17 protein-coding genes are annotated in these 18,953 nt (G+C 53.6%); 7 read left to right on the forward strand and 10 right to left on the reverse strand.

Annotated elements, in window-relative coordinates; all coding sequences use genetic code 11:
• Positions 1–29: 29 nt before the first annotated feature.
• The 3 genes from gatB to gatC form a co-directional block, all read right to left on the reverse strand.
• A complete protein-coding gene (gene gatB, locus ONV78_RS10665) occupies positions 30–1,472 on the reverse strand; it encodes an Asp-tRNA(Asn)/Glu-tRNA(Gln) amidotransferase subunit GatB (protein WP_279503131.1) in 1,443 nt (480 codons plus the stop codon).
• A 52-nt stretch (positions 1,473–1,524) separates the two neighbouring features.
• The gene (gene gatA / locus ONV78_RS10670; RefSeq protein ID WP_279503132.1) at positions 1,525–2,979 is read right to left on the reverse strand and encodes an Asp-tRNA(Asn)/Glu-tRNA(Gln) amidotransferase subunit GatA; all 1,455 of its coding nucleotides are present in this window, start codon (positions 2,977–2,979) and stop codon (positions 1,525–1,527) included.
• Between the two features lie 74 nt (positions 2,980–3,053).
• A complete protein-coding gene (gatC, locus tag ONV78_RS10675) occupies positions 3,054–3,341 on the reverse strand; it encodes an Asp-tRNA(Asn)/Glu-tRNA(Gln) amidotransferase subunit GatC (protein WP_216735067.1) in 288 nt (95 codons plus the stop codon).
• Positions 3,342–3,672: 331 nt separating this feature from the next.
• Here gatC and ONV78_RS10680 point away from each other — a divergent pair, with 331 nt between their 5' ends.
• From ONV78_RS10680 to ONV78_RS10710, 7 genes are all read left to right on the forward strand, one after another.
• Complete coding sequence (locus ONV78_RS10680; RefSeq protein ID WP_011399070.1) at positions 3,673–4,710, forward strand: rod shape-determining protein; 1,038 nt, start codon at positions 3,673–3,675, stop codon at positions 4,708–4,710.
• 110 nt (positions 4,711–4,820) lie between these two features.
• Entirely contained in the window at positions 4,821–5,687 is an 867-nt protein-coding gene (gene mreC / locus ONV78_RS10685; protein WP_279503664.1) for a rod shape-determining protein MreC, read from the forward strand.
• Positions 5,688–5,692: 5 nt separating this feature from the next.
• Positions 5,693–6,166 carry a rod shape-determining protein MreD gene (mreD, locus tag ONV78_RS10690; protein WP_216735065.1) on the forward strand — a complete coding sequence of 158 codons (474 nt, stop codon included), beginning with the start codon at positions 5,693–5,695 and terminating at the stop codon, positions 6,164–6,166.
• The gene (locus tag ONV78_RS10695; RefSeq protein ID WP_279503133.1) at positions 6,159–6,764 is read left to right on the forward strand and encodes a Maf family protein; all 606 of its coding nucleotides are present in this window, start codon (positions 6,159–6,161) and stop codon (positions 6,762–6,764) included. Before mreD ends, ONV78_RS10695 begins: the two co-directional genes overlap by 8 nt.
• Before the next feature lie 4 nt (positions 6,765–6,768).
• The gene (gene rng / locus ONV78_RS10700; protein ID WP_216735063.1) at positions 6,769–8,253 is read left to right on the forward strand and encodes a ribonuclease G; all 1,485 of its coding nucleotides are present in this window, start codon (positions 6,769–6,771) and stop codon (positions 8,251–8,253) included.
• A 112-nt stretch (positions 8,254–8,365) separates the two neighbouring features.
• Positions 8,366–12,241 (forward strand): YhdP family protein, encoded by a 3,876-nt coding sequence (locus tag ONV78_RS10705; RefSeq protein WP_279503134.1) that lies wholly within the window; start codon positions 8,366–8,368, stop codon positions 12,239–12,241.
• Positions 12,241–13,074: a carbon-nitrogen hydrolase family protein gene (locus ONV78_RS10710; protein ID WP_279503135.1), complete on the forward strand. Its 834-nt coding sequence runs from the start codon at positions 12,241–12,243 to the stop codon at positions 13,072–13,074. The genes ONV78_RS10705 and ONV78_RS10710 overlap by 1 nt, the downstream gene beginning before the upstream one ends.
• Before the next feature lie 10 nt (positions 13,075–13,084).
• Here ONV78_RS10710 and yjgA read toward each other — a convergent pair whose 3' ends face one another.
• The 7 genes from yjgA to ONV78_RS10745 form a co-directional block, all read right to left on the reverse strand.
• Positions 13,085–13,621, reverse strand: coding sequence for a ribosome biogenesis factor YjgA (gene yjgA / locus ONV78_RS10715; protein ID WP_216735060.1), 537 nt, complete (start codon positions 13,619–13,621; stop codon positions 13,085–13,087).
• Positions 13,622–13,710: 89 nt separating this feature from the next.
• Positions 13,711–15,072 (reverse strand): magnesium transporter, encoded by a 1,362-nt coding sequence (gene mgtE, locus ONV78_RS10720; RefSeq protein ID WP_279503136.1) that lies wholly within the window; start codon positions 15,070–15,072, stop codon positions 13,711–13,713.
• Positions 15,073–15,309: 237 nt separating this feature from the next.
• Positions 15,310–15,579, reverse strand: a complete 270-nt coding sequence (locus tag ONV78_RS10725; protein ID WP_011399061.1) for an HPr family phosphocarrier protein — start codon at positions 15,577–15,579, stop codon at positions 15,310–15,312.
• Between the two features lie 94 nt (positions 15,580–15,673).
• Positions 15,674–16,534, reverse strand: a complete 861-nt coding sequence (gene rapZ, locus ONV78_RS10730) for an RNase adapter RapZ (protein WP_127968982.1) — start codon at positions 16,532–16,534, stop codon at positions 15,674–15,676.
• Between the two features lie 26 nt (positions 16,535–16,560).
• Entirely contained in the window at positions 16,561–17,025 is a 465-nt protein-coding gene (gene ptsN / locus ONV78_RS10735; RefSeq protein WP_127968983.1) for a PTS IIA-like nitrogen regulatory protein PtsN, read from the reverse strand.
• Positions 17,026–17,031: 6 nt separating this feature from the next.
• A complete protein-coding gene (gene raiA / locus ONV78_RS10740; protein ID WP_011399058.1) occupies positions 17,032–17,340 on the reverse strand; it encodes a ribosome-associated translation inhibitor RaiA in 309 nt (102 codons plus the stop codon).
• Between the two features lie 115 nt (positions 17,341–17,455).
• Entirely contained in the window at positions 17,456–18,952 is a 1,497-nt protein-coding gene (locus ONV78_RS10745) for an RNA polymerase factor sigma-54 (RefSeq protein ID WP_279503137.1), read from the reverse strand.
• Position 18,953: the final 1 nt, after the last annotated feature.

The raw sequence follows: 18,953 nt of genomic DNA on the forward strand, positions 1-18,953 counted from the left end.
AGAGCCCGTTTAGGGCTCTTTTTTGGGGTTTAGCTCAGCTTTTGGGCGAGTATTGCCTTCACTTGCTGTGGGTTGGCCTTGCCTTTGGAGGCTTTTATGGCCTGACCGACAAGGAAGCTGATCAATTTTCCGCGTTTAGCTTCATCTGCGGCTTTATATTGTTCGACTTGAGCCGCGTTATTCGCCAGGACCTCATCAACAATAGCTTCAATGGCGCCCGTGTCGGAAACTTGCTTTAGGCCTTTCTTCTCAATAATCTCATCAGCCTCACCTTCGCCATTCCACATGGCCTCGAGCACATCCTTGGCGGCTTTGCCGTTGATAGTGTTGTCTTTCAAGCGCAGCAGCAGCTTGCCAAGCCCTTCAGCCGGGACGGGAGATTGAGATATATCCAGAGAATTCTGGTTCAGGCGTTTGGCCAGTTCTCCCATCACCCAGTTGGCTGTCAGTTTGGCGTCGCCGACGATTCTTGTTGCGACTTCAAAGTAGTCTGCTTGCGCGCGGGAGCTGGCCAGTACGCCTGCGTCGTAGTCAGACAAACCGTACTCTGAACAGAAGCGGGCCAGCTTTTGTTCTGGTAGCTCTGGGAGGGTGTCACGGACAGCTTCTATATAGGCTTCGTCTATTTCTATGGGCAGCAGATCTGGGTCTGGGAAATAGCGGTAATCGTTGGCGAATTCCTTGCTGCGCATGGAGCGGGTGTCGTCATCGTCGGCGTCATATAGACGTGTTTCTTGCTCGACTTTAAGGCCGCCTTCTATTAAGTCGATTTGCCTTTCAATTTCACCTTGAATAGCCTTTTCGACAAAACGGAAGGAGTTGACGTTTTTGATTTCGGTGCGAACGCCAAACTCTTTCTGACCTTTCGGGCGAACGGAAACGTTGCAGTCGCAGCGCATGGACCCTTGGGACATGTCGCCGTCGGAGATGCCCAGGTAGGTAACGATAGAGTGCAGCTTCTTCAAGTACGCGACGGCTTCTTTGGCGCTGCGCAGTTCCGGCTCGGACACAATTTCCAGCAGAGGCGTACCGGCGCGGTTCAAGTCGATGCCGGTCATGCCATGAAAATCTTCATGCAGACTTTTTCCGGCGTCTTCTTCCAGGTGGGCGCGAGTGATACTAATTGTCTTCTTCTCGCCATTTTCAAGCTGGATGTCCAGTTTGCCTTGCTTGACGGTAGGGTGATCCAGCTGGCTGATTTGATAACCCTTGGGCAGGTCAGGGTAGAAATAGTTTTTGCGATCGAAGACCGAGCGTGTGTTGATTTCGGCGCCGATGGCCAGGCCGAACATCACTGCCATACGCACTGCTTCTTCGTTCATGACTGGCAACATGCCAGGCATGGCCAGATCTACAGCGCAAGCCTGAGTGTTTGGCTCTGCGCCAAAGGTGGTGGCTGCGCCGGAGAATATTTTGGATTTGGTGGCGAGCTGAACATGAACTTCCAGCCCGATAACCGCTTCCCATTCCATGATATGACCTCTTCGCTAATGGTTGCGTAATCTTTATGTAGTGCGGGTGGGCTTATTCGCCCAGGGCCGGACTGCGTTTATGCCAGTCAGTGTTCAACTGATATTGATGTCCCAGGTTCAATAACCGGGCTTCAGTAAAGTAGTTGCCGATCAACTGCATCCCAACGGGCAGACCGCCCTTGAAGCCGCAAGGCAATCCAAGCGCAGGCAGACCAGCCAAGCTGGCGGGGATAGTAAAGATGTCCTCAAGATACATCTGTACTGGGTCTGACGTTTTCTCGCCCAGTTTGAAGGCGACATCGGGTGTGGTTGGGCATAACAGCGCGTCGACTTCGTTCAGCGCGGACACGAAATCGTTTTTGATCAGGCGGCGGATTTTTTGCGCCTGTCGATAATAGGCGTCGTAGTAGCCTGCAGACAGTGCATAGGTTCCGATTAAAATGCGGCGCTTTACTTCGTCCCCGAAACCTTCGGATCGAGAACGTTGATACAGGTCTTCGAGATCTTTGGGGTTATCGCAGCGATGGCCGTAGCGAACGCCGTCGAAGCGCGACAGGTTGGTCGAGCACTCTGCGGGGGCGATAACGTAGTAAGCGGGTACGGACAGCTCTGTATGGGGGAGGGAGACCTCTTTAAAGGAAGCGCCCAGCGACTCATACACTTTTATTGCTTCCTGCAGCGCTTTTTCGAGCTCGGCATTGAGCTGGCTGCTGAAGTATTCTTTTGGCAAGCCGATAGTGACGCCAGTCAGCGGTTGCGCCAGCGCTGAAGTATAGTCTTCAGTGGGGTTCAGGGCGCTGGTGGAGTCCATGGGGTCGTGTCCGGCCATGACGTTCATTAGCAGCGCCGCATCTTCCGCCGTGCGGGCGAAAGGACCGCCCTGGTCCAGACTTGATGCGAAAGCCACCATGCCTAGACGAGATACGCGTCCGTAAGTTGGCTTGAGTCCGGTCAGGCCGCAAAATGCGGCAGGCTGACGAATCGATCCGCCTGTGTCTGTACCGGTCGCCGCTGCGCAAAGTCCGGCCGCAACCGCTGCGGCGGAGCCGCCTGAAGAGCCGCCGGGGGCTCGCTCGGTGTCCCAAGGGTTACGTACCGGGCCAAAGTAGCTGTTCTCATTGGATGAGCCCATGGCGAACTCGTCCATGTTGGTCTTGCCCAATGTGACAGCGCCTGCCTCCATAAACTTGCGGGTGACGGTGGACTCGTAAGGCGGAACAAACTTTTCCAGCATTCTGGAGCCGCATGTCGTCGTCACGCCTTCTGTGCAGAAGACGTCTTTGTGCGCGAGAGGTACGCCATTCAGAATAGAGGCTTCTCCTGCATTGCGGCGAGCGTCGGCTTGTTCCGCCTGAGAGAGAGCCAGATCTTCAGTAATGGTGATGAAGCAATTCAATTCTGGATTGAGGCGTTTGATTCTGGTCAGGTAATCCTGGGTGATTTCACGGGATGAAAACTGCTTATCCCGGAGTCCGCTTATGATCTCGCTAATAGTATGTGGCAACATGCGTATCTCTTACTTTTCTATAGCCGGCACGGCGTTCGCAATAAGTTCTTTGGGAGGCGGGCGTTCCAGTCGTTTTAATCGATGACTTTGGGAACCAGATACAAGCCATTTTCGGTGGCTGGCGCGATGGCCTGAAACTTTTCACGCTGATTGCTTTCCGTTACTTCGTCTTTACGCAGTCGCTGAGTCATTTCCAGCGGATTGGACAGAGGCTCTACAGCGCTGGTGTCCACTTTCTGCATCTGTTCGACAAAGTCCAGAATCTGTCCCAGATCGCGGGTCAGTTTCGCCACTTGGTCGCCGGGCGTTTCCAATCTCGCTAGCTTGGCGATGGTCTCCAACTGTTTCGACTGGATAGTCACATTATTCTCCTGCTGGGCGTTGCGGTTGGCTTGATTCGGACCTGATCCGATAATTCGATGTTGAATCCGGGCTGGCGAACGCCATTGCAGCGCTCCTGATCGCACCAGAAACTAAAGAGGGCTATTATAAGAGGGTTTGCGTACAGTCTGTAAATGAATTGGCGATTTTTTCCCTGTAAAACGCCCTAAAACAGGCCTTTCTGATGACAATTTTTTAATGGCTTGCGGCTAGGCCCGGGCGGGGCTAAATGATTCTTGCCCTGACCCTTCGCCACTGTTAAAGTTGCCGCAGCATGCCTAACCCTAAAAAGAATACGGATTCAAACGTTCAATGTTTAAACGATTACGTGGTTTGTTTTCCAGCGATCTTTCGATCGATCTGGGGACCGCCAATACACTGATTTATGTTCGTGGAAGAGGAATTGTGCTCAATGAGCCCTCTGTGGTCGCAATTCGTAACCAGGGCGCACAGAAAAGCGTTGCGGCGGTAGGCGCCGAAGCGAAGAGGATGCTGGGACGGACGCCGGGCAACATTACCGCGATCCGACCATTGAAAGACGGCGTCATCGCCGATTTTCACGTTACTGAAAAGATGCTCCAGCACTTCATCCACAAAGTGCATGAAAACAGTTTCATTACCCCCAGTCCTCGCGTACTGGTTTGTATTCCCAGTCGGTCTACCCAGGTTGAGCGTAAAGCAATTCGAGAGTCCGCCCTTGGCGCGGGCGCCAGAGAAGTATTTTTGATTGAAGAGCCTATGGCTGCGGCGATTGGCGCAGGCCTGCCTGTTGAAGAGGCGAACGGCTCCATGGTGGTGGATATCGGTGGCGGAACCACTGAAATCGCTATTATCTCACTGAACGGTATTGTGTACGCCGACTCGGTAAGAGTGGGCGGAGACAAATTTGACGAGGCGATTACCGCTTATGTGCGTCGCAATTACGGTAGTTTGATTGGCGACGCCACCGCAGAGCGGATCAAGCAGGAAATCGGCTGCGCATACGAAGGTCTGGAGCTGCGTGAAATCGACGTGCGCGGCCGCAACCTCGCAGAAGGGGTTCCCCGTAGTTTTACCTTGAACAGCGAAGAAATCCTTGAAGCGCTGCAGGAAGCCCTGGCGACCATCGTTCAGGCGGTTAAGAGCGCCTTGGAGCAGTCGCCGCCTGAACTGGCGTCCGATATCGCTGAGAGAGGCATTGTATTGACTGGCGGCGGCGCATTATTGCGTGGCCTGGACAGTTTGCTGACAGAAGAAACCGGCTTGCCGGTGATCGTTGCTGACGATCCGCTTACCTGTGTCGCAAGGGGCGGCGGTCGTGCGCTGGAAGTTATCGACAAACGCGGCAGTGGTCTATTCTTTATGGAATAACAACTCTTTAACGGAGTTGACCACTTGTTTTCGCCATGTTTTATGGTAGCTTTCTGTGTTTGTAGATAAATTCCTTTCCGGACTGTTGGGGAGATTGCGACATTAAAAATATCTTCGTTGAAGGCCCATTTTTAGGCGCACGAATGATATTGGTGGCTGTGCTCTCCATCGCCATCGGATTTGCGGATTATCACCTCAATCTCTTATCTTCGTTACGCGAAACGCTGGCGACTCTCGTCGCCCCCGTGCAATGGGTTGTCAGCGCTCCTTCCGACGTGGTCGACTGGACTGAAGATGCGGTTAAATCGCGCCGCGATTTACAGCAGGAAAATGACGCGCTGCGCAACAGGCTTTTGATACTTGAGGCAAAGTCGCAGCGTCTTGCGTCTTTGACTGCGGAAGTTAATCGTCTGCGTGAATTGCTGAATGCTTCGTCTGTGGTGGATGATTCTGTGCTGGTGTCTGAGATCATCGGCATCAACCCTGATCCTTACATGCATGAGGTGGTCGTCAACAAAGGTTCTGACGATGGCGTTTATGTTGGGCAGCCTATGCTCGATTCGCAGGGGTTAATGGGGCAGGTGACGCAAGTATCGCCGTTGACCTCCCGTGTTCTTCTGATTTCCGATAGCAATCATGCCGTGCCGATTCAGGTTAATCGCAACGGCGTGCGCGGCATTCTCGTCGGCTCCGGCGTATTGGATCGGCTACAACTGATAAACGTTCCCGATACAGCTGATATTGTGGCTGGCGACTTGTTGGTGAGTTCCGGTTTGGGCGGAAAATTCCCGGCAGGCTACCCCGTTGCGAAAGTGACTGCGGTGGTGCATGACCCGGGCGAACCCTTTGCGCGAATCGAAGCGCACCCGTTATCCGAATTAAACCGCAGCAGACACGTTTTGTTAGTATTCAAGAAGAAATCGTCGGAGGTGGGAGACAGGGTTTCCGACGAACCTTCGCCTGAAGAAACTCAGTAGGCCCTATGCCCAGAGATGAGTTTCGCCCAGTCTTGTTCGTATTCACCCTGTTCCTGGCGTTTTGCGTCAGCCTGATTCCCCTGGGTGGTTACGCTGCTTATTTTAGGCCTGAGTCCATATGCATGGTGATGTTTTACTGGACGTTGAAGCATCCTGGCGCCTGCGGCATTCTGGTCGGATGGTGTGTGGGGCTGTTGTGGGATGTCTTGATGGGAAGCACGCTGGGAGTGCATGCCCTGGCGTTGGCGCTACAGGCTTATCTGGTGCTGAAGATGTTGCAACGACTGCAAATGTTCCCCTTGATTCAACAGTCTTTTGTTGTGTTCATCATCGTCGGCATTGTGCTGATGCTGTTTCGCTGGATTAATGGCATGCTCGCCCAGCCCGCGACGGATATGGCGTATTTATTGGGCGCTCTGAGTTCTGCGCTGCTGTGGCCGCTGTTTTCGCTACTAATGGAAAAACTGGAAAATGTTTGACGGTAACCCTGGTTGGCGGCGGCTTGTGCTGGCGTCGGGATCTCCGCGTCGGCGTGAAATGATCGCCGGGCTGGGGTGTGAGTTTTCTATCGCCAGTGCGGATATTGATGAAAGCGTTCTGCCTTCTGAAGCAGCGGCGGATTATGTGGAGCGCCTCGCCAGAGAGAAGGCGAAAACAGTATTTGAAGCGCGTAAAGATCAACAGGATATAGTGGTGTTGGGCGCTGATACCACGGTTGTGGCGGGAGGAGATATTCTCGGCAAACCGGTTGATTTTGAAGACGCACAGGCCATGCTGCGCAGGCTGTCAGGGACATGGCATGAGGTGCTGACCTCCGTGGCCTTGGTCGCGGAGGAAGGTTGCAAGGTGACGACGACTTTGAGTCGGGTGCGATTTCGAGAGTTGTCCGAGCAGGAAATTCAGCGCTATTGGGATTCCGGTGAGCCAGCCGACAAAGCGGGCGCATACGGCATTCAGGGGTTGGCCGGGAGTTTCGTGGAGCGCGTGGAAGGCAGCTATTCATCCATTGTTGGGTTGCCTCTTTGCGAGACCGTCGTGCTGTTAAAGGAATTCGGAATCAAGATCTGGTCGGACTAACTGCATGAGTGAAGAAATCTTAATCAACGTGACTCCGGTGGAAACTCGCGTCGCTGTCGTCGAGAACGGCATGCTGCAGGAAGTTTATATCGAAAGAAGTCAGCGGCGTGGCATTGTCGGCAATATCTATAAAGGCAAAGTCATCCGAGTATTGCCTGGCATGGAAGCGGCGTTTATTGATATCGGATTGGAGCGCGCGGCTTTCATTCATGCTTCGGACGTCACCACTGTGAACCCCGGAGAAGATCGCAACGGCGGCAATAAGCATCCCGATATCAGCTCTCTGCTGCGGGAAGGTCAGTCTCTGGTCGTGCAAGTCACCAAAGATCCAATCGGAGCCAAGGGCGCGCGTCTTACCACACAGTTATCAATACCATCTCGTTATCTGGTTTATATGCCCGATAACAACCACATCGGAATATCCCAGCGCATAGAAGACGACGCTGAGCGTGACCGCCTCAAGGAGCTCATCCAACTTTGCGTGACCACGGAAGATGCTAGTTCCGCTGATGGCGCCGGCTTTATCATCCGCACGGCCGCTGAGGGCGTCGGTTCGGAAGAGTTGAAATCCGATATCCTGTTCCTGCAAAAGCTTTGGTTGTCTTTGCGGGAGAAGATCAAAACTTCGCCAGCTCCCGGGCCGATATATGAAGACTTGCCGCTCTACATCCGTACTCTGCGCGATCTTGTTCGCCCCTATACTGAAAAAATACGCATCGATTCCAGGGAAAGCTTCCATAAGGCGCTGAAATTTGTGGATGAGTTTGTCTCTGAGATTCGCAATAAGCTGGAGTACTATCCCGGCGAGCGGCCGATTTTTGATTTGTACAGCGTTGAAGATGAACTGCAGAAAGCGCTGAGTCGCAAGGTTCAATTGAAGTCTGGCGGCTACCTGATTATCGACCAGACTGAGGCGATGACGACCATCGACGTCAATACGGGGGCGTTTGTCGGTCATCGTAATCTTGAAGAAACCATCTTTAAAACCAACTTGGAAGCGGCGCGCGCCATTGCGCGACAGCTGCGGTTACGAAACCTGGGCGGCATTATCATCATCGACTTCATTGATATGGAGGACGAGGAGCATAAGCGCCAGGTGTTGCGTATGTTGGAAAAAATGCTGGAGCGTGATCACGCAAAGACCAAAATCAGCTGCGTGAGCGAGCTGGGGTTGGTGGAAATGACTCGCAAGCGCACCACCGAAAGTCTGGGGCAGATGCTGTGTGAGCCCTGTCCCGCCTGTGACGGCCGCGGTACGGTCAAAACAGCGCAAACCGTATGCTATGAAATCTTTCGTGAGATTTTGCGTATTAACCGCACCTATGACGCGCAGGGTTATCTGGTGTTAGCGGCGCAAGCTGTGGTGGACCTGTTGCTGGATGAACAGTCCGACAGCGTCGCTGATCTGGAAACTTTCATCGGCAAGCGTATCCGTTTTCAGGTGGAGGTGATGTATACCCAGGAGCAGTTTGATGTTGTTCTGCAATAGATTGCAGCGCACACTTTCCGTAGATATTACCGGCCGGCGGCGAATCTGAGTTTTTGTCGCTGGCGCCGACTCATTAAGCATAGACGTATACTGCCGGCGGCCCGATTCAGTCATGACCATAAAATCCGTGTTAATCAAGATCACGCAATGGATATGGTATGTGGCTATCGCATTGCTGGTCCTGGTCGCCACTTACCTTTCTATCGGGCGTAACTTCTTCGACGCCGTGTCTGTGTTCAAGGACGATCTTGAATTACGCCTGTCCGCTTCCCTGGGTGCAACAGTCAGAATGGAGGCGCTGGAAGGAAGCTGGGACGGCTTCGACCCTGTCATTACCCTCAAAAACGTGACTCTAACCGACCCCAATAAAGTCGACAGCGCAATGACGCTGGATTCCCTCGTTGTGCAGCCTGACATGGTCAAATCACTGTTCTCGATGAAACTGGCTTTGAGTCGAGTAGAGATCGGGGATGTCTCCGTTAACCTGGAACAAAGCCTGAGCGGTGGCTGGCGACTCCCGGGGCTGGAGCAGAAAGCAAATAGTGGCGGGGCCTTGGATTGGCGGCGACTGGCGGATTATATGGCTTCGCCGGTGCTGGAGTTTCGAGAAATCCGTTTGCACTGGCGTTACCGCGACAGCCAGGTGGCGGGTTGGTTGATTCCGGTGCTGACAATTCAAGTCGAGGAAAATGACGTGGCTGCCTCGGGCCGAATTTTACGGGCGCAGGATCATGCGGATCTGGGGCTGTTTTCCGGTTATGCGCATGACTTGCTTAACTCGGGGAAGCTGAATGGCGAAGCTTACCTGAGCTGGCGTAGGGGGGAGGCGTTGGATCCCCTGTTAAATCTGATTTCCGAACATGGCGTACAGGCTACGGATATCGAAGCGTCAGGGGCTCTTTGGCTGACGCTGGAAGACAATCGCCTCATCGATATGACTGGGGATCTGGATATCCCCCGATTAGCCTGGGCGGATGAGCAAACCACCCTGGCTCCTCTGCAGAATATCAGGGTGCGATTCAACGCCGCGCTGACGGAACAAGGCGGCTGGAAGGTCACCGCCTATGATCTTGGGCTGGATTGGGCGGGTGACAGCTGGCGCGGTGCGCGCGCTTTGGTGGATGTTGGCGCGGAGGGTGCGGTCCGGATGGCCATGGATAATTTGAATCTGGGCCTTTGGGGACGTTTGTGCGTCGCCGCTGGCGTTTTGCCTGAAAATGCGTCGAGGCGCCTTGCCAGTTACCAGCCGGAGGGCGCGCTGCGCAACATAGGTTTTAACCTTGATGGGAACGGGCAGTTTGAGGTGCTCGCGCAACTTGACCAGGTCAGGGTGGCGGCTCATGGAGGGGCGCCTGGCGGCGCGGGTATCGATGGCTTTCTGCAGGTGCGTAATCATGGCGGCAAGGTCATCTTCAAGGGAGCAGAGATGCAGCTGAGCTTTCCAGAGCTGTATCACGCAGGGTGGACATTCACTACTGGCGAGGGGCGTGTTGAATGGCGAGGGAACGACGATTATGTCTATGTTTTCGGAAACGGTCTGCGGCTGAAAGAGATTAATGGACTGCGAGCGGAACTAGGCGGCGCTTTCAGCATACTGTTGCCTCATGACAAAACCCGTGAGCTTAACCTGGAGCTGGCGATCGGCGTTGAGAATGCAGACGCTCGGGTAGCTTCTCTGCTGGTGCCGGGACATATCATTCCGCAGGAGCTTAATCGCTGGTTGAGGCAGGCGGTAAAAGGCGGTCAGGTGACGACCGGCGGCTATTTCTATTCTGGTGTGGTGGGCCCTTTGGCGACCGCTACCAATCATCGCTCGCAGATGTTTTTCAATTTGAAAGACGGGCGTTTGCATTACGCAGACGGCTGGCCTGAGCTGGAAAATTTTGATGCGCGTCTTGCGATTATCGGAGGCGAGTTGAGCGCAATTGTCGGCGAGGGGACGATCGCCGGCACACGGGTTCGCTCGGTGAAGGTGAAGCGCGACGGCGGAGATGGGCCTGACTCGCTGCTCCATATCAGCGCGAATATTCGGCCGCAGAAAAGCGACTGGGATTATTGGTTGAAGAAGTCGCCCATCGCTAATGTGACTGCGCCGGTTGTGGAAGATTGGTCTGTCAGCGGAGCCAGTTCTGGCGTGCTGGATTTGACGTTAGACACGGTCGGGGTGGGAGCGCCTCGTATCGATCTCAAGTTGAAAACGGCCGGATTGAATTTGCAGTCTGAGCGCAATGACCTGGCGTTGACGGATTTACGGGGTAACCTTTCCTTCAGCACCGTTGATGGCATTCGGGCGACAGGCATGCAAGGGGCGATATTCGGACAGCCTGCGAATCTGGACGTGACGACATCAAACTGGTCGGAACAACGCAAGACGCTGGCGTTAAAGCTGGCGAGTAAAATTGAGACATCTACGCTGCTGGATTGGCTCAAGATCGAGCGGAAGGTTCCGCTGTCTGGCCAGCTACCCTATCGCCTTGCTTTGGATCTCGATCACACTGATAAAAGCCGCTTCAGGCTGCGTCTGGACAGCGAGCTGCTGGGCGCTGACATACGGGCTCCGGCCCCTTTCGGCAAGACGATACAGGATAGCTTTCCTCTGTCAGTCGTGCGCGACTGGGAAACGGAGGGGAGTCGTGAAAACTGGTCTGTCTCAGTGAAAGATCTGCTGAAAGCGCGTTTTGAAGTCAGTGAAGAGACGGTCAGCCGGGGCGCGCTGGCGTTCGTCACGGGGGATGGCGCTCCCGAAGGGCTGGAGCTGCCGGCGCGTGGCGTCAATGTGTCGGGACAACTATCGCGGTTATCGGTGTCAGAGTGGCGTACTTATCTGCAAGAGTTCTTCGGCGCTGATATGGGAGATACGCCAGCAAGTGCGCCGGATTGGCTGAATCGCGTGTCGATGCAGGTTGGGAAGCTGGAGGTCGCTGGCGAGTGGTTCAGTCAGGTGGATGTGCGGCTGCAGCGGCGTTCTGGTGGGCTCGATATTTCGCTGGATGACGGTGAGAGGCTGACGGGGACGTTGTCTATCCACGATGATGCCAGCAAGCCGCCCTTTGTGAAGTTTCGGCGTTTGTATATCTCTGATAGCGCCGCCACGGCGGTGGAAAAGCGCATGACGCCTGCGGATGTGCCTCTGGCGCAGGTGGATATCGAAGACCTACGCCTGGGGGGGAAACAGCTTGGAAGCTGGGCCTGGGTGACACAGCCGAGGGAAGATGGCGTGGTTTTCAGCAATATGTTTGGGCGTCTCGCCGGCGCAACGGTGACGGCAAGACTAAGTTGGCTGATGGACCCGCAAACCGGCCACCAGACTTCGATTCTCACTGGGGATCTGAAAGGCGCTAACTTCGATCGCTTTTATGAGAATCTGGCGGAAGAAGCCCCATTGACCGCTGAAGATTACAGCTTCAATACAGGCATAGTCTGGCAAGGCGGCCCTACTGAGTTTCAGTGGAAGGACGTGACGGGGCAAATCAGTTTCAAAATGAGTAATGGCGTATTCCGTGAAGCGTCCAACTCGGCCAATATTTTCCGGGTGTTCGGCATCTTGAATACGGACTCAATTACCCGGCGTTTGCGTTTGGACTTTTCCGATTTATATCGTAAAGGCTTGGCCTATGACCAGATTGAAGGGGAAGCGCGCATTGAGGAGGGCGTGATGAACTTCGAAAGCCCGCTTGCGATCCAGACTCTTTCCAGTGGATTTAAGATTACCGGCAAGACCAGCCTGGTTGATGACACTCTGGATATGCAAATGGTGGTCGTGCTGCCAGTAACGAAAAACCTGCCGCTGGCGGCGGTTTTGGTGGGGGCTCCCCAGGTGGGAGGCGCATTGTTTCTGATCGACAAGCTACTGGGCGATCCGCTCAGCCGGATGACCAGCGCCACATATAAAATCAAAGGAACATTGGAAAACCCTGAAGTCAGCCTGCAGCAGATTTTTGATAACACCAGCGGCGGTTCGGCTTCGCAGAGAAGGAGAGCGGATTGATGAGCGAGTTCACACTGGCGATAGTGCAGTTGGTCAGCACCAGTGATATAGAGCAGAACCTGGCCCGAGTGGAACACTGGGTGGCGGAAGCGGCAGGCGGCGGCGCGCAGCTGGTGTTGCTGCCGGAGAACTTTGCATTGTTCGAAAGCAAGCGTTCGTTGGATATCGGCGCTGCGGAGGCGGAGTCAGAGGGCCCTATACGAGGATTTATCGCTGGACTGGCGAAGCGTTTCGGGGTTTGGATTATTGCCGGCTCATTGCCTTGCGCGCAACGCCCTGACGGCGCTCCCATTGATGGGCGCGTGCGCTCCGCCTGCTGGGTGTTCGACGATAGCGGGGCCACGGTAGCCCGTTACGATAAGATCCACCTGTTTGATGTGGATGTGAAAGACGCTTATGGCGCGTATCGTGAGTCCGCCATATTTGAGCCGGGCGAAAAGGTGGTGGTGATTGATACGCCGTGGATCAGGGTTGGCCTGTCGATTTGCTATGATTTGCGCTTTCCCGAACTATACCGGGCGATGGCGGAACAGGGGGCGGAGTTAGTGACGGTTCCTTCCGCATTTACCTATGTGACGGGCGAGGCGCATTGGGAAACCCTATTGAGGGCCCGGGCGATAGAAAATCAGGTGTTTATAGCCGCCGCGAATCAGGGGGGAATTCATTCGGAGTCCCGACGCACCTACGGGCATTCCATGGTTATCGATCCCTGGGGCAAAGTTATGGCGGGGCTGGAAGAAGGAGAGGGAGTTATTCTCTCCACACTGAATAAGGCCGAGCTGCAGGAGGTACGGGCCAGAATGCCCGTACTCGCACATCGCAGACTCAAGTAGCGCTCTGCAATCAGGCGTCGTCGACCACTTCTTTCAAGTAGCGATACAGCTTTTTGGCGGCGCCGCGATTCTTGTTTTCCGTAATGTCTTTTTGCGCTGCGCGGATCAGCTGACGCAGGTGTTGCGCCTCGGTGTTCGGATACTGATTCATAAATTCAGTCACCGCTTGATCCCCTTCTGAAATCAGGGACTCCCGCCAGCGCTCCAGGCGATGATGCTCTGCAGCCTGTTGTACGGAGCCCTGGTCGAACTTGTCGAGAAATGAGCGAAGCTCCTCCTCGTCCACATCCCGCATCAACTTGCCGATAAATTGCAGCTGGCGGCGTTTGGCTTCATGGCTGCCGATTTTGTTATAGGTGTGGATCGCATCCAGCAGGCGGTCAGTCAGTGAAAGCTGGCTGAGTTGGTCTGCTTTAAGTTCCGTCAATCTCTTCCCTAGTTGCTGCAGCGCTTCCATCGCCCGTTTGCGGCTGGATTTACTGGGAGGCAGATCCTCTTCGTCGTAATAATCGTCTTCGAAATCGTCGTCGTGATGTGAATGGTTCATTGAAATGCTCGAATCAACTCTCGGAAACTAAAATGGTAACACAGCGCTCAAGTAAGATAAGAATAGACAGGCATTCGCCTTGCGCCTAGTCAGGCGTAGGCGATTGTGGCGAGTCCCAGAAATGACATGAACCCCACCACATCCGTAACAGTTGTCAGGATAACGCCTCCGGCCAGAGCGGGGTCTATTTTCAGGGTTTTTAGTATCAGAGGTAAAGCGGTGCCGGCGATGGCTGCTACGGTCAGATTGATTAGCATCGCTGAGGCGATCAGAACGCCAATGGTGACGTCGTTGAACCAGACCATAGCGGCGGTCGCCACCACGAAAGCCCAGAGTAAGCCGTTGAAGGCTCCCACCAGAAACTCACGGTTCATCAGCCAGCGAATGTTGCTTGAGCTGACCTTGCCCGTAGCCATCCCTCTAATTACCAGTGTGAGCGCCTGACTGCCTGCAATGCCGCCCATGCTTGCGACAATGGGCATCAACACGGCCAGGGCGACTACTTTTGCAATGGTTGCTTCAAAAATACCAATGACCGCAGAAGCGAGAAACGCGGTGATCAGGTTTATCCCCAGCCAGACAGCGCGACTTTTAGCCGTCTTCATGATGGGGGCGAACATATCTTCTTCTTCGTCCAGACCCGCCATGCTCAAGATTTCGTGGTCGGCGTTTTCGCGGATAACGTCAACCACGTCATCGATAGTGATACGGCCTACGAGTTTGCCTTTGTCATTGACGACAGGGGCTGACACCAAGTCGTGGCGTTCGAACAGCGTGGCGACTTCTTTATCGGGAACTGTCGCAGGAATTGGCTCTACGTCCGTGCGCATGATTTCGCGTACGGTGGAACTGAGGCTGGACACCAGCAGAGTGGTGACGGGGAGTACGCCGATAAAATCATCTTTTCGGTTCACAACCAGCAAGCTGTCGGTCATGTTAGGCAGGCTTTTGTGGCTGCGCAGATAGCGAAGCACAACATCAACAGTAATGTCCGGACGCACGGTGATCATGTCCGTGTTCATCAGGCCGCCGGCGGAGTCCTCTGGGTAGGCCAGGACTTCTTCCAGGCGTTGGCGATCCTGAGCGTCCATGGTCTCCAGGACTTCCTGGATGACGGCTTCCGGCAACTGCTGTAACAAGTCGGCGAGGTCGTCGACTTCGAAGTCTTCGGCGATCTCGATAACATCCTGAGCATTCATCTCACTCAGGAAGTCGGAACGGATTTCATCGCTCAGGTACTGAAGGACTTCGCCATCCAGTTCGTCATCGACTAACTGCCAGAGTAACTTCCGCTCATTGGGCGGAGACGACTCCAGCAAGTGAGCGATGTCACTGGGAGAGAGGCCGCCGTTCAGAATGCGCGCGACCTGCTGCAAAGAACCGCTTTCCAGCGCTTCCGCAATGGAGCGCATACGGACCTTGGCAGTGCTTTTTTCGGTCGCTTGAGGCATAGACATACATCCGCGTTTAGGGCGGCCCGCAACGGGCAGCGAGGAATTTGCCGGATTAAATACAGAGACGGGCTCTGCGCCGTTGTGGCGCCAGTATAAGCGAGCCCACTATAAAGTGTAAGTTAAGACGAAAATTAGTCTAAGGAAAATCAGGGAATTGTCTTACTTTATTCAAGCGGTTTGTATTGTTTGGCATGCCTGGAAGGGATGGGGCGAAGCGCCCCGAAAGCGGTAGGGCTACTCACCCTCTCCGAAATAGTCCTCGATCAGAGCTTTGATGGCGTGAAAAGCTTCCTCTTCATCCGGACCTTCTATTTTCAGTGTAAGAAGCGTTCCTTTGCTGGCGGCGAGCATCATGACCGCCATTATACTTTTTCCGTCAACTTCCTGGCCTTCTTTGGCTACTCTGATCTTACTGGCGAATCGGCCGCTGGTGGACACGAATTTGGCCGCCGCTCGGGCGTGCAGGCCAAGCTTATTAATAATAGTGACTTGTTCCTGGATCATGGGGCGCGATGAGTATAAAAGATTGAAGTTTCCTGAATGTTGGATTCAGGCCGGTTTAATTGTTAAGCGACAGTGGCTTCTTATTGTTAAAACCTTATTGCGCCAGCTCTTTGTGGCGCACTTGGACATTATCATATTTTTTCTTGAAATGCTCTCCCAGGCACTCGCAGATATAGACGGAGCGGTGTTGCCCGCCAGTGCAGCCGATGCTGATCGTCATATAGGTGCGGTTGCTGTTCTGGAAGTGCGGAATCCAGGTCTCAAGAAAACTGATAATGTGCTGCAGCATCTGTTCCGGTTCCGGATGCTGCTTTAGGAATTCGATGATTTCCTGATCAGTGCCTTTGTAGCCGCGCAGCGCGGTGTCCCAGTAAGGATTGGGAAGACAGCGCACGTCAAATACCATGTCGGAATCCGATGGTACGCCATGCTTGAAGCCGAAAGACTGGAAGAGTAGGGCCAATTCCTGGGTTTTATGCCCGATAACCCTGATCTTAACCTGATCCCGTAACTGGTAAATGGAGAGATCGCTGGTGTCTATATAGAGGTTCGCCAGGGTGGCGATCGGCTCCAGCAGCTGTTTCTCTTTGGCGATGGCTTCTTTCAGTGATGTGCTTTTACTGCTGAGCGGGTGCTTGCGACGCGTTGCATGAAAACGTTTGATTAAGGTGGCGTCATTGGCGTCAAGATAGATGATTTCCACATCGATATTATGCGCCTGCAGAGTGGCGTAAATTGACGGGAAATCCGACAGGTCTCTATAAAGATTGCGGGCGTCTATGCTGACGGCGAGTTGCTGATTCTGGGTTTTCCCCTGGTCCAGCACCTCTTGGGTGAGAGGCGAGAGGAGACCGATAGGCAGGTTATCGATGCAGTAATAGCCCATGTCCTCCAGAACATGGAGCGCCGTACTTTTTCCGGAGCCTGAACGACCACTTACGATAATCAGCTTCATGTCTTCCTCTTTCCATCGAAGCTGGATTATTTCTCCAGCACCCTCCTGAACAGGGTTTCGTCGTTGTCACAGTCGCGTAGGTGTTCGCAGAAGCGACGGTCATTGAATTTCTGGGCCAGCTGGCTCAGAAGGTCCAAGTGTTCGCTGGTGGCCTCTTGAGGCACGATCAGAACGAACAGCAGGTCCACAGGTTCGTTGTCTATGGCGTCAAAAGGGATTTTGTCCTTGAGTGTAAGCAAGGCCCCTATGATGCGGTCGCAGTTTTCCAGGCGGCAATGAGGTATTGCGATACCCTGGCCGATACCAGTGCTGCCGAGTCTTTCACGGCATATCAGGTTGGTAAAAATGGCGTTCTCGTCCAAAAACGGAAAATGTTGCGCAATCAGATTGGCGATATATTCGAGAACGCGCTTCTTACTCGAGCCCGACACCCCACAGCGTGTGAGGGCGGGCGAGATAATTGACTCAATAGTTAGTGTGGTTTGGGCCATGTTCTGTTATCTGGCGGATGCGCCGTGCATCCGATCAACGTGCTTCTCTTTGTGTTTGAGGATCTGGCGGTCTAATTTGTCCACCAGTGCGTCAATTGACGCGTACATATCTTCGTGTTCAGCATTGGCATGCAGGTCAGCGCCGCTTATGTGCATGGTTGCTTCCGCAATCTGACGCTGTTTTTGAATGGAGAGCGTAACTTGGACATTACTGATACTGTCGAAGTGTCGTTCGAGCTTGTCGAACTTGTTGTTAACGTAGTCTTTTAGTGCTTCAGTTAACTCGACTTGATGTCCGGTGATGTTCATTTGCATACTTTGCTCCTAATGCCAATATACGGTGCATTATGAATTTTGCACTTCCATGAAAAATACTAGCACATCCAATTTGTGACTATTTGATTTAAGTCTTATGCCTGTATTCCTCCTTTTAAATTAATCGCTTACGTTCATTGGAAGGCGGAATGGAAAGCGCCTCCCGGTACTTTGCGATCGTGCGACGGGCGACGTTGATGCCCTGGTCGCCAAGCAGCGCAGCAATTTTGCTGTCGCTCAATGGTTTCTTCGGTGATTCCGCCGCGACTAACTTCTTGATAATAGCTCTAATAGCGGTCGAAGAACACTCGCCACCCGTGTCTGTGCTGACATGGCTGGAGAAAAAGTACTTCAGCTCAAATACGCCGCGAGGAGTGTGCATGTATTTCTGGGTGGTCACCCGGGAAATCGTCGACTCATGCATCTCCACCGCCTCCGCAATATCGTGCAGCACCAGTGGCTTCATCGCCTCTTCGCCGTACTCAAGGAATCCTTGCTGATGTTCGACGATTTGTGAAGCGACTTTCAACAGAGTTTCATTACGGCTTTGCAAGCTTTTGATAAACCAGCGCGCTTCCTGTAACTGGTCGCGTAAATAAGTGTTGTCTGAGCTGTTGTCCGCGCGTCTCACCAAACCTGCATAGCCAGGGTTGATACGAATCTTGGGAGCGATTTCAGGGTTCAGCTCAACCAGCCAGCGGCCGTTGGCTTTTTTGACGATAACGTCAGGAACCACGTATTCGGTATTGCTTTCCTGAATGCCTTCGCCCGGTCTTGGGTTCAGGCTTTGAATCAGTTTGAGAACTTCCCGCAGATCGTCTTCTTTCAGGCGGCTGCGGCGCATCAACTGGGCGTAGTCGCGGTTGCCAAGCAGATTGATATAGTGGCTGACCACCAGCTTGGCCTGACCCAACCAGGGGGTGTCTTTAGGCAGTTGATTCAACTGACTCAGCAGGCAGTCCTGCAAGTTGCAAGTGGCGACTCCAGGAGGATCGAATTGCTGCACTCGCTTTAAGACGGCGCGTACTTCGTCCAGCTCAATTTCTTCTTCCCCCTCAGTTTGCAGTCCGCCATGAATTTCGTCTGGAGTGAGGGAGAGATAGCCATCAGTATTGACTGCATCAATTATCGCAACAGCGATCATGCGGTCAATGTCGGACATGGGGGTAAGGTTCAGTTGCCAGAGAAGGTGGTCTTGCAGGGTTTCGCCTTTGCTATTGCGGGATTCGAAGTCGTATTCGTCATCTTCGCCGCCGCTGTAGCTGCTTGATCCGCTCTGGAAGACATCATCCCAGGCGGTATCGACGGGGAGGTCGTTCGGAATGGAATCGGACCAGTTGTCCTCTTCGGCGAATCCTCCTTCATCCATGCCCGACTCTTGCGTTCGCTCCTTGCTGGAGTTATTGGCGAGCATGTCGCTGATCGTATCGTTCTGAACGTGGTTGGGAGATTCGTCTTCTTCAGACACTTCCAGCATGGGGTTGGACTCAAGCGCTTGTTGAATCTCCTGCTGTAAATCCAGTGTTGAAAGCTGCAAAAGTTTTATTGCTTGTTGCAGTTGCGGGGTCATGGTCAGCTGTTGACCCAGCTTTAACTGCAATGAAGTTTTCATA

The organism is Hahella sp. CR1, assembly GCF_029813005.1.
Classification (GTDB): domain Bacteria; phylum Pseudomonadota; class Gammaproteobacteria; order Pseudomonadales; family Oleiphilaceae; genus Hahella.